At 59.9% G+C, this 10,969-nt stretch carries 10 protein-coding genes and 1 pseudogene; all 11 read right to left on the bottom strand.

Features of this window, described 5'->3' with window-relative positions; genetic code table 11:
• Positions 1-12: 12 nt before the first annotated feature.
• Positions 13-819 (bottom strand): SDR family oxidoreductase, encoded by an 807-nt coding sequence (locus GXY01S_RS07085; RefSeq protein ID WP_061273536.1) that lies wholly within the window; start codon positions 817-819, stop codon positions 13-15.
• Between the two features lie 201 nt (positions 820-1,020).
• Positions 1,021-1,305 (bottom strand): hypothetical protein, encoded by a 285-nt coding sequence (locus GXY01S_RS07090; RefSeq protein ID WP_129551384.1) that lies wholly within the window; start codon positions 1,303-1,305, stop codon positions 1,021-1,023.
• The gene (locus tag GXY01S_RS07095) at positions 1,302-2,753 is read right to left on the bottom strand and encodes a PepSY-associated TM helix domain-containing protein (RefSeq protein WP_082770767.1); all 1,452 of its coding nucleotides are present in this window, start codon (positions 2,751-2,753) and stop codon (positions 1,302-1,304) included. Before GXY01S_RS07095 ends, GXY01S_RS07090 begins: the two co-directional genes overlap by 4 nt.
• A complete protein-coding gene (locus tag GXY01S_RS07100) occupies positions 2,750-3,052 on the bottom strand; it encodes a hypothetical protein (RefSeq protein ID WP_129551385.1) in 303 nt (100 codons plus the stop codon). Before GXY01S_RS07100 ends, GXY01S_RS07095 begins: the two co-directional genes overlap by 4 nt.
• Positions 3,036-5,192: a TonB-dependent siderophore receptor gene (locus GXY01S_RS07105; RefSeq protein ID WP_370664429.1), complete on the bottom strand. Its 2,157-nt coding sequence runs from the start codon at positions 5,190-5,192 to the stop codon at positions 3,036-3,038. Before GXY01S_RS07105 ends, GXY01S_RS07100 begins: the two co-directional genes overlap by 17 nt.
• A gap of 103 nt (positions 5,193-5,295) precedes the next feature.
• A pseudogene (locus GXY01S_RS19195) lies at positions 5,296-5,862 on the bottom strand (FGGY family carbohydrate kinase); the annotation flags it as partial.
• A gap of 110 nt (positions 5,863-5,972) precedes the next feature.
• Entirely contained in the window at positions 5,973-6,677 is a 705-nt protein-coding gene (rpiA, locus tag GXY01S_RS07110) for a ribose-5-phosphate isomerase RpiA (RefSeq protein ID WP_061273544.1), read from the bottom strand.
• Positions 6,678-6,706: 29 nt separating this feature from the next.
• Positions 6,707-7,453: a 6-phosphogluconolactonase gene (pgl, locus tag GXY01S_RS07115; RefSeq protein WP_061273545.1), complete on the bottom strand. Its 747-nt coding sequence runs from the start codon at positions 7,451-7,453 to the stop codon at positions 6,707-6,709.
• Positions 7,446-8,255, bottom strand: a complete 810-nt coding sequence (locus GXY01S_RS07120; RefSeq protein WP_061273547.1) for a Cof-type HAD-IIB family hydrolase — start codon at positions 8,253-8,255, stop codon at positions 7,446-7,448. The genes pgl and GXY01S_RS07120 overlap by 8 nt, the downstream gene beginning before the upstream one ends.
• A gap of 55 nt (positions 8,256-8,310) precedes the next feature.
• Entirely contained in the window at positions 8,311-9,843 is a 1,533-nt protein-coding gene (gene zwf, locus GXY01S_RS07125; RefSeq protein ID WP_061273549.1) for a glucose-6-phosphate dehydrogenase, read from the bottom strand.
• Between the two features lie 107 nt (positions 9,844-9,950).
• Entirely contained in the window at positions 9,951-10,952 is a 1,002-nt protein-coding gene (gene gnd, locus GXY01S_RS07130) for a phosphogluconate dehydrogenase (NAD(+)-dependent, decarboxylating) (protein WP_061273586.1), read from the bottom strand.
• Positions 10,953-10,969: the final 17 nt, after the last annotated feature.

Consider the following 10,969-nt stretch of genomic DNA (forward strand, 5'->3'; position numbering starts at 1 on the left):
TCCGCTTTTTGTCTACACGGAAGCGGTTATGCCCCCGTCAACCATGAGCACGTGCCCATTGACGAAACTAGAGGCATCGGAAGATAGAAAAACAGCCGCCCCGACAAGTTCCTCCACATTCCCCCACCGGCCAGCAGGCGTGCGCTGGCACAGCCACTGGGTGAAGGCCTGGTCGGCTACCAGCTTTTCATTCATTTCCGTTTTGAAATAACCCGGTGCAAGCCCGTTGACCTGCAGGCCGTGACGCGCCCAGTCCGTTGCCATGCCCTTGGTCAGGTTTTTGACCGCCCCCTTGGTCGCGGTATAGGGCGCGATGCCCGGGCGTGCCAGTTCGCTCTGCACCGAACAGATATTGACGATTTTCCCCTGCCCACGCGGCAGCATATGCTTTGCTACGGCCTGCCCGACAAAGAAAACCGCGTTAAGGTTCGTAGCGATCAGGGCATCCCAGTCCGCCCGGCTGAACTGGTCCAGCGGCGCACGGCGCTGGATGCCCGCGTTGTTGATCAGGATATCAATCGGTCCGCATTCGGCCTCTATCTTTTCAACCCCTGCAATGACGGCGTCCTGATCCGTCACGTCAAAAGGGGCAATCGCAGCCTCCACCCCTTCGCGTTCCAGCATGGCGCGGGCGGCCTCCAGTGGTTGGGGATGGCGGCCATTCAGCACAATTTTCGCCCCATAGCGGCCAAGGCCACGGGCCAGGGTCAGGCCAATGCCACGAGAGGCTCCGGTCACAAGTGCGCGTCTTCCGGCAAGTGAAAAAAGGGTATCGTCCTGCATGACAATGTCCGTCCGTGTTATCAGGGCGCTGATCATAGCAAGAGAACACGCCAATGCCCTCACACGTCTGCGCGTGTGACAGGGTCATCATGCCGCAGATCCGTTCCCTCGCTGTCTGTCATGACGGCTGGCGTTCTCACCCCTGCTGCGGGCCAGGACCGGCCGAAGATCATGCACTATGCGGTTGCGCCACTGAGGCTCATCAGATTAATGATGTCTGGTCCTGAATTAAATATTTCAGCCATTTTCCCGTATGTTTTTTATTACCGTACAGGTTAGTGCTGTCATGACAATTTCAATACTGATCACTCCAACCCAGTTGATCGCCGCAATAACCGGCGTTTGCACCGTCTGCATCTGCAGCAAAAAGCTCAGGCCAAGCAGCACGATCCCTGCCGCCCGGACGCATCGACATGCCAGCGGCGTGACGGCTTTGCGTAAAAGGATGCCACTGCCCCGCACAGAGACCATGGCCAGTAGCAGCATGGCACATTGCCCGCACAGGATAGCGGCCATCATCATGCCCGGTGTGCCGTGCGCAAAGTGGCATACCCAAACGCCCCGGCCAGCCCGAGGGCGATGCTGCCAGCCCCGAGTGTCGCGGCACTCGCCCATGGCATGCTGAGCAATGCTATGGCCAGACAGGCCAGCATATTGCCACCCAGCAGTTCCGGCCACGCACGGCCAGGGCGGCGGGCAAGGGCAAAGACAAGCGCAAGCGCCCACATCACGAAAACGGATCGCACCTCATATCCGGACCGGCCCGCGAGTGCGGGAGGAAGAAGCCGGTTGGCCAGAAAATAGGTGGCAAAGGCCAAGGGAGTTCCGGCCAGGATACCAACATTCAGGCGACTGACAATCACGTGCCCGATATGAGGCCGCTGGCGCAGGCGCTTGATGGCCCACAGATGCATCCCGCTACCGATAACCACGGCAAGAGCCAGACCGGACACGAAATAAAGCCCGCGTGTAAGTGCCGGTGCAAAGCGCGCGACATGCAGGCCATAGAGAAATGTATAGAGCCTGATGACGGGTCGCGTTTCGGTATGCGCGTTCAGCAACTGCCCCGTTACCCCATCGAACGTCATGATCCGGGCGGATGTGCTGACCGTCTGGCTGTTGCCAGAAATGAAAGTGACAAGAGAGGCACGATCAGACGGATTGAAGACATAGATCTGTGCAATGCCTGCGCCCCTGAAATGCCTGTCTGCCATCTGGATCAGGGGAAGAATGGGCACAAGATGCCCCGGCTGACCGCTGGCGGGGCGGGCGTACAGAGCCGGGTTCAGTTCCGTGTAGGATTCCCGCTCATCATGATGATAGACGGCCTGCGTGCTCCACGGCAGCAGCAGGGAGGCGAGCGTTACCGCCCCCGTCAACGAAATCATAAGATGGAAAGGGAGCACTGCAACCCCAAGCAGGTTATGGGCGTCAAGCCAGCTTCGCTGCCCCTTGTTCGGCCGGAACGTGAAAAAATCCGCAAAAATGCGCCGGTGGATGATGATGCCCGTCACAAGGGCCACCACAAGTGCGAGGGCCGCGAGGGCCGCAATCAGCCTGCCCCAGGGATAGGGAAGCTGGAGTTCGAAGTGAAAACGGTAAAAGAACTCGCCTCCAAGCGTATCACGCAGGCCGTCCGGGCTGCCGGTTTGCGGATCAAGAACCCGTTGACTGTATGCACCCTGCGCATTGGGCCATATGCCGGTTGCAAAGGGTGCCTGAGGCGTGGGGCAGGCCACGTACCATGCCGCCGCCGTGCCTGCATGCTGGCCCAGCCAGTCAATCGCCCGGCTGCAGGCCTGCGCGGGATCAACCGGCGGGCTGGCCAGTTCGGGGTGCATCCAGCGGGTGATTTGCTGCCGATAGACACTCAGCGAACCCGACAGCGCAATGGCAAACAGCACCCAGCCGGTGATAAGCCCCAGCGTGGTATGCAGCCATGCCATGGAGGCGCGGAATAACCCCTTCATGGCCGCCACCCGGCCACAAGCACCATAAGGGCGCAGGCCCCCATGCAGGCGCCAACACCCAGCATAAGCCGCCGGAGACTGGAGACGCCAAAGGCCGCAATGAACACGACAGGCCACAGCAGCAGCCCGGAAAGCGTTCCGGCCATGGCCCTGTCCGCCCGTGACAGGGGAAGCCACAGGCCCAGCGCCATGCCACCAAGCGATGCGAGACCATACCCGCCCGGCCCGGCCACCAGCGCACGCAAGGCGACGTTCAGCCGGGCCTGAGCAGCAGGCGAAAGGTTACCAGCTAAAGCCAATGCTCGCCTGCGCATTCCGCCGCTCGCCATAATAGCACCATTCCTGATTATAGGATGCGTAGCTCAGGCAGTTGGAGACATACTTCTTGTCAAACAGGTTGCGCACGCTCGCAGCAAGCGTCCATCCGCGCAGGTTGGGTGAAAGGTGCGAAAGATCATAGCGCAGCGACGCATCAAACACGGCGTATTGCGGCACCCAGACGCTGCCATAACTGGCCTCGCCGCCATAGGACTTGGCGGAGTAGCGCAGGCCGCCACCAAAGCCCAGGCCTTTTACCGGCCCCGACGGCATGGTGTAGAATGCAAACAGCGACGCATTGCCCTTGCCGGACTGGATCAGGGGCTTGCCTGTCGAATCATCACGTACTTTCTGCACGCTCACCGCTGCGGTAATCATCAGGTTTTTGTAGGGCTCGGCATGGGCTTCAAATTCAAAGCCATCCGAATGGACCCTCCCGCTCTGGGTGCTGTAGCCCAGATTGCCCACGGCAACGAGCACATTGGTCTGTTCGATGTGGTAGCCCGCAGCCGTAAACAGCAGCGACGTGCCCGGAACCTGGTATTTCAGGCCACCTTCAAGCTGCTTGCCAAGCGATGGATCGGCCTGGCGCTGCGTTTTGCCGCCATCATTGGAGACAATGCCCGACTGCGGCTGGAAGGAGGTCGAATAGCTGATATAGGGTGAAAGGCCGAAGTTGAAATGATACAGGGCCGACGCACGCCAGGTGATCTGACGGGGATTTTCATGCGTGGATGTATGGCTGACATATTCGTTCTGTTGTGACCTGTACCAGTCATTGCGCAGGCTGCCGGTTACGACCAGCCCTTTCCAGCGCATTTCATCCTGCGCGTACATGCCGATCTGGTGCGAATTGGTCCGGTAATTCACATAAGGGCTGCCCATGGAGGGAATGGCCATGTGATAATCCGGATGCAGGACATCGAGGTCGGGCGCCGAGCCATAAAATCCCTGCTCCGCCGCGCTCTGCTGCATGTAGTCAAAGCCGAACATCATGGTATGCCGCAGGGTGCCGGTGCGGACATGGCCCTTGAACTGGCTGTCAAAAGTCAGGTTGTGTGTATGCTCGTTTGTGCCGAACGCCGAGCGGCTGAGCATGTCGTCGCTTGTGTAATACCCGTTGTTATACACGCTGCGATAGATGGTCTTGATGTCATCATACCGGCCACGGCTGGTGAAGCTCCAGTCATTGTTGAAACGGTGGTTGAAGATGTAGGTAATCCCGCCCTGCCGGCGGTTGAATTTCTCGAACGGCACGTCGCCATCGTAAAAATTCCGTGGCAGGTATCCGTAAGATGCGGGCTTGAGTGAGCCCACCAGCGGCTCGCCGCCATAAGTGCCGTTTTCGGGATCGTACTGGTAATTGCCCAACAATGTCAGTGTTGTTGGCCCATCCCCGCCAAACGTAAAGGACGGGCTGATGGAAAAGCGTCGGCTGCCTGTCTTGCTCAACTGGGTATGCTGGCCGTTGACCGTGCCATACAGCCGATAGCGGACCATGCCGTCCTTCGTTGCATAGCCGCCCACATCGGCATCTACGCGGTAAAGATCGAACATGCCGCCGGTTGTGGTCACGCCACCATAGAATTTCTGGTCAGTCGGCAGCTTGCTGGACAGGGCGACAAGCCCACCCGGGCTGGACTGGCCATATAGCGCGGATGATGGCCCCTTCAGGATCTCGACGCGTTCCAGGCGGAACGTATCGGTCTGCGCCGTGGCATAGCCTGTCGGGCTATCCTGCAGTTTCAGGCCATCAAGAAAGGTCGGAACCTGGAAGCCACGCAGAAAGAACTGGTCATAACGCGTGCCCTCCCCGCCGCGCAGGTCAGGCGTAATGCCCGCCGTATAGCGCACGGCCTGATTAAGGCTGAGCACGCCGCGCACATCCATTTCATTGCGGCTGACAACCGTGACCGACTGGGCGGTTTCGATCAGCGGTGTATCGGATTTCGTGGCCGAAGACGCAGATGTGGCGGCCCTGCGGGCATGGACTTCAAGCTTTTCAGCCTGCACGGCGTTCGCTTCAGGTTGGGCATTCGCCTTTTTTGCGTGCGACGTGCCGACAGGCTGGTGGGCTGATTGATCGACCAGATCCGCCGCAAGGGCATTTCCCGTCACCAGAAGTGAAAGTGGAAAGACATAAAAAACCCTGCTGCGCTGTATGCCCGCCCCCGTTTCTGGCGTTTTTCATCATGTGGATGGGGACCATTAACGTAAATGAGAATCACTTGCAATTAATGTCAAAATGTATCTGCAAATGATTGCCGGGCGGCCTTGTTTTTGGATTTATAACGGTCTTGTGCCTGTCATCTGAGCGATCAGGCCTGTGATGAGGAGACAGAACAATAGCGGGATAGCTGGTTCCGGATTTTGAGAATGTATTATTTTTATGTGCGTGAGCGCAAAAAACCGGGTCTGACCACCCGTGACCGACCGCGTCGGACACGGTCCTGATACAGCCAGCCCACGTGGTGTCTTCCATCAGCGCGGGCATGGCCGCAGACATGAGGTCCGTTGCCGCAAGAACTGCGTCCGACCATTCCCGCTGCCCCATATCCAGCCATAACGTGCCGGATGCAGCGGGCATGTCTTCGCTTATCTCTCTGCAGGGCTGGTAATGTATCCATGCCTTGGGCAGTTGCACGGGATGGGTTGCATGGAAAATGTCCGGCTCATGTCGCGCGGCTCCTATCAGCCTGGGCGCGGCAAAGCCGGGCATCGCAATGGTGCTGCATATTTGTTGGCTACGGGGAAACCTGCGTTCGAATTCCACGCATTCCAATGCGGCAGGTTCATCATTCCATCATATGCCGGGCCGGAAAGAAATGTGGGCAGCACCTGCTGCCCAGATCAATCCCGGCAAACATGATCGTTTTCCGCCACCACGCGTAAAAGCCGTAATTATCCGGCCATCAGGTGCTTCAGGCCATCCCGGCCTGCCACAATGACCTCGGATGTGCGGCCAATGAACAGGCCGCTTTCGATCACGCCCACAATGGCGCGGATTTTCCGTGCCAGCGCCATGGAATCCTCGATTTCCCCAAAATTGCAATCCAGGATCAGGTTGCCGCCATCGGTGTTGAAGGGCGTACCCTGCGGGTCCAGCCGCAGGGTGGGGCGTGCGCCCAGATCCTGTAGCCGCGATGCCGTCAGTTCCCAGCCGAATGTCGTGACTTCCACTGGCACGGGCATGTGGTGGCCCAGCCGTGGCACCAGCTTGCTTTCATCCACCACCACCACGAAGCGGCGTGAGGCAGCGGCCACGATCTTTTCACGAAACAGCGCTCCGCCCCGTCCTTTTATCAGGTTGAGCGTGCCCATCTCCACTTCATCCGCCCCATCAATATCAAGATCAATCTGCGGATGGGTGGCAAATGTCACCAGATTTATTCCGTGCGAACGCGCCTGCTCGGCCGAATGCTCGGATGTGGGAATGGCGGCAAAACGCAGCCCTTCCGCCCAGCGGCGACCGAGTTCATCAATCATGTAGGCTGATGTGGTACCCGAGCCGAGGCCGACCACCATCCCTTCCCTGACCATGGATGCGGCTTCGATCGCGGCAAGGCGTTTCTGTTCCTCACGCGGGTCACCTGTCTGGGCTATCATGTCCGGGCTCCTGCTATCCACCGCGCTCATTACCCCGCCGCCGCCTTGTCCATAAGCCAGATGAGTTCACCCTCGGTGGTGATATGGCTGGCAGGCTCCGCCGGGTCGCCCGCGCGCACCCTGGCGAAGGCTTCACGCTTGCCTGCACCCGCCAGCATGAACACCACATGGCGGCTGGAATGGATGGCGGGATAGGTCAGCGTGAGGCGCGTATGCGGCGCATCATCGGGCACGCAGGTCGAGACCCAGAGCTTTTTCTCCTCCAGCACCGGCTGGCGCGGAAAGAGGGATGCGGTATGCCCGTTATCACCCAGCCCCAGCATCACCACATCGAATAGCGGGCGCCCGGGTTCCAGCGTCTTGCCACCATAAACCGCTTCGAGTTCCGCCTGATACTTTGCCGCCGCCTGCGCCGGGTCGCCCGATGTGGGCATGGGGTGCACGTTGGCGGGTGGCACCTTGACGTGCGCCAGCATCTCGGTCTCGACCATGTTGTAGTTGTTGGCCGCATCGCTCTCGGGCACGAAACGCTCATCGCCAAAGAAGAACTGCGTGTTCGCCCACGGAAAACGGTCGCGATATTCAGCGGAGGCCAGGATCTGGTACAGCCGCCTGGGCGTGGACCCGCCCGAAAGGGCCAGCACGAACGGGCTCCCCTTTTTCGCCAGCGCCTGTTCTGTCAGCCACTTCGCCATGTGCTGCGCAATGGCCTCGGCATCGGGCAGGACAACCATCGCGCCCGTTTTCACATCATGTCCACCGGTCATCTCACGCATCCCCCAGCACGAATTTCTCGATTCCATTGGCGAATCCTTCCTCCTCGCACGAGGTGGAAACATGGGTCGCCTGTTTCTGCACCTCCGGGCTGGCCTGACCCATGGCGATGGACATGCCGCTCTTGCGGAACATCAGCACATCATTGGGCTGGTCGCCCAAAGTCACCATCTGGCTGGCGGGAATGCCCAGCAGGCGCTCGAGCGTCATCACCACGCCGCCCTTGTTCGCGTCCTTGTTGGTCACGTCCACGTAGTACGGCTGCGACAGCGCGGCGGATGCCGTATCGCCCAGCGCCTGCTGCAGGTCGTGCTCAAGGCGCTTCATCAGTTCAAGGTCATCGCTCACGCCGGTGATCTTGACCACCTGGTCCAGCTTCGCCTCGACATCGCCCACCACGGGCGGGAACTTGACCGTCCACTGCTCGCGCGCCACGTGCGGGGCCTCGAGTTTCGAGACGATCCAGTCATTGCCGTTATACACCCACGGGTCGGCCCTGTGGTCGCGGATGATGCCGATCACCTTGCGCGCGGTGTCAGTTGGCAGGGTGCGGGCCTCGATCACGGTAAAATCGGGCTTGACCATCATGCCGCCATTGAAGCCTGCAATCGGCTCGGAAATTTTCAGCGGGTCGATCACCATCTTCATGCCCTTGGGCGGGCGGCCACTGGTGATGGTGAAAAGGATGCCCCGCTCGCGCAGGCGCTCGACCGCGCGGATGGCGCGTGGGGTCAGGATCTTGTCCTTCGTGACCAGTGTGCCATCCACATCGGCCAGTACAAGGCGTATTTCGGGATCAGACACGGAAGTGTCCTCCTGTCAGTATCATGTCAGTCAGGCTGCGGCGCGTCAGGTTCCGTCAGGAGCCGATTTTCAGCCAGTGCCGGTGGTCGCGGGCCAGCAGGTCATCGGCGGCCTTTGGCCCCTCACTGCCAGCAGCGTAGAAATCCAGTCCCGCGGGCGCGTGCATCCAGTCCAGAACGGGCTGGACCACGCGCCATCCGGCCTCGATATTGTCCGCGCGCTGGAACAGGGTCGCATCGCCTATCATGCAGTCATACAGCAGCGTCTCGTAGCCGGTGCTTGGCCCTTCGTGGAACCATTCGGAATAGTCGAACTTCATACGCACCCCACCCAGATGCACCATGGGACCGGGGATTTTGGCGGAAAACTGAAGTGTGACCCCTTCGGTCGGCTGGATATGCAGCAACATGATATTGGGGGTCAGCTTGTCCACTGGTGTGTCGCGAAACAGGGCATAGGGTGCCGACTTGAAATGCACCGCGATTTCCGTCTTGCGCGCGGCCAGGCGCTTGCCGGTGCGCACATAGAACGGCACCCCCGCCCAGCGCCAGTTATCGATCATGAGCTTCATCGCCACATAGGTTTCGGTATGGGAATGCGGGTCCACGCCGGGTTCGTCACGATAGCCCGCAACGGGCTGCCCCTTGATGGTGCCCGCCGCGTACTGGCCGCGCACCACGTCATGATGCTGCACGGCATGGATGGCCTTGAGCACCTTGGTCTTTTCATCACGCACCGCATCGGCATCAAATGAAATGGGTGCTTCCATCGCCGTCATGGCCAGCAACTGCATGACATGGTTGGGCACCATGTCGCGCACGGCGCCCGTGCTTTCATAAAACCGGGCGCGCTGCTCCACGCCCACCGTCTCGGCTGCCGTGATCTGCACATGGTCGATATTGTCGCGGTTCCACAGAGGCTCGAAAAAACCGTTGGAAAAGCGCAGGGCAAGGATGTTCTGCACCGTTTCCTTGCCCAGATAATGATCAATCCGGTAAATCTGGCTTTCATCAAGTGTGCGTAGCAGCCGCTCATTCAGCGCAATGGCGGAAGCAAGATCGCTGCCGAAGGGCTTTTCGATAATGACCCGGCGGAAGGTCTTCCCGCTTTCTTTCGCAAGGCCCGAGACGCCGAGCTGGTCCACGATCGTGCCAAAGAAGCGGGCCGCCACCGCAAGATAGAAAATACAGTTCTGGTTGCCGGTCTTCCGGGCAAGGGCATCGTAGGTCGCGGGCTCTTCGAACGAACCGCGCACATAGTCGATGCTGGAGGACAGGCGCTTCCACACATCATCATGCAGGCTGACGGCTTCCGTGCCGCGGCTGGTTACGAAATTTTCCAGCGACGCATGAAAGCTCTGCCGCAGGTCGGCTGCCGAGACATTGGCCCGGTCCACCACAATGATGGAGAAGTGGCTATCCAGCAGCCCTGCGCTGGCTAGGTTGTAGAGTGCCGGGACAAGAAGGCGGTGCGTCAGGTCCCCGCCCCCGCCAAATATGACAAATACTCCCGGTGGCCCGCGACGTGGCACGTTTTCATGCTGCGTGTCGTCAATCTGCGAGGATGCGGATGCGACAATGCTCTCCATCTTGCTTCTCCCTGAACTTTTTTAGCGTTAAAACCCGACGGGCCGCCCGTGGTCGTTATGGTGCCACCGTGGTCTGGCCTGCCGGGTGGGTTATCAGGCGCGCGCCATCAGTTGTTCGTGCCTTCGATATGGCCACCAAAGCCGAAACGCATGGCCGACAGCATTTTCTCGGCAAAGTTGTTGCCCGTGCGCGAACGGAAACGCGTGAACAGGGCTTCCGTCATCACCGGAACGGGCACGGCTTCTTCAATTGCGGCCTCGATGGTCCAGCGGCCTTCACCGGAATCCGCCACGTCGCCCTTGTAATTGGACAGGTCCGGATTGCCCGCCAGCGCGCGCGCTGAAAGGTCGAGAAGCCAGGACGAAACCACGCTGCCACGCCGCCAGACTTCGGCAATATCGGCCATGTTCAGCTCGAAGCGCTGGTTTTCAGGCAGGTCTGTGGAATTCTTTGACTTCATGACATGGAAGCCCTCGGCAAAGGCCTGCATGATGCCGTATTCAATGCCGTTATGGACCATTTTGACAAAATGGCCCGAACCCGCAGGCCCGCAATGCAGGTAGCCCTGTTCGGCGCGCGGGTCGAAACCGGGTTTGTCACGGTTCGGCGTGCGGGGGATATCGCCAAGCCCGGGTGCAAGGGCCGACAGGATGGGGTCGATATGATCGGTGGCGTCCTTCGTGCCGCCGTACATCATGCAGTAGCCACGTTCCAGCCCCCACACGCCGCCCGAGGTGCCGACATCAACGTAGTGAATGCCCTTTTTCGTCAGTTCGGCAGCCCGGCGGATATCGTCCTTGTAGAAGGAGTTGCCGCCGTCGATCAGGATATCACCCTTGCCCAGCAGGCCGCCAAGTTCCTTGACGGCTGCCTCGGTAACCTCGCCTGCGGGCAGCATGAGCCAGATGATCCGCCGCTCGGCGGTCAGCTTCGTCACCATGTCCTTCAACCCGGATGACGCGATGGTCTTTCCGCCCTCGGCCCGTTCCGCCACCTTGGACATTACGGCGGCCGTGCGGTCATAAAGCACCACATCGTGCCCGTGACGTGTCAGGCGGATGGCGATGTTGCCGCCCATCTTGCCCAGACCCACTATACCAATCTGCATGATTTTTACCGCTCCCA

It is taken from the genome of Komagataeibacter xylinus NBRC 15237 (assembly GCF_001571345.1).
Classification (GTDB): domain Bacteria; phylum Pseudomonadota; class Alphaproteobacteria; order Acetobacterales; family Acetobacteraceae; genus Komagataeibacter; species Komagataeibacter xylinus.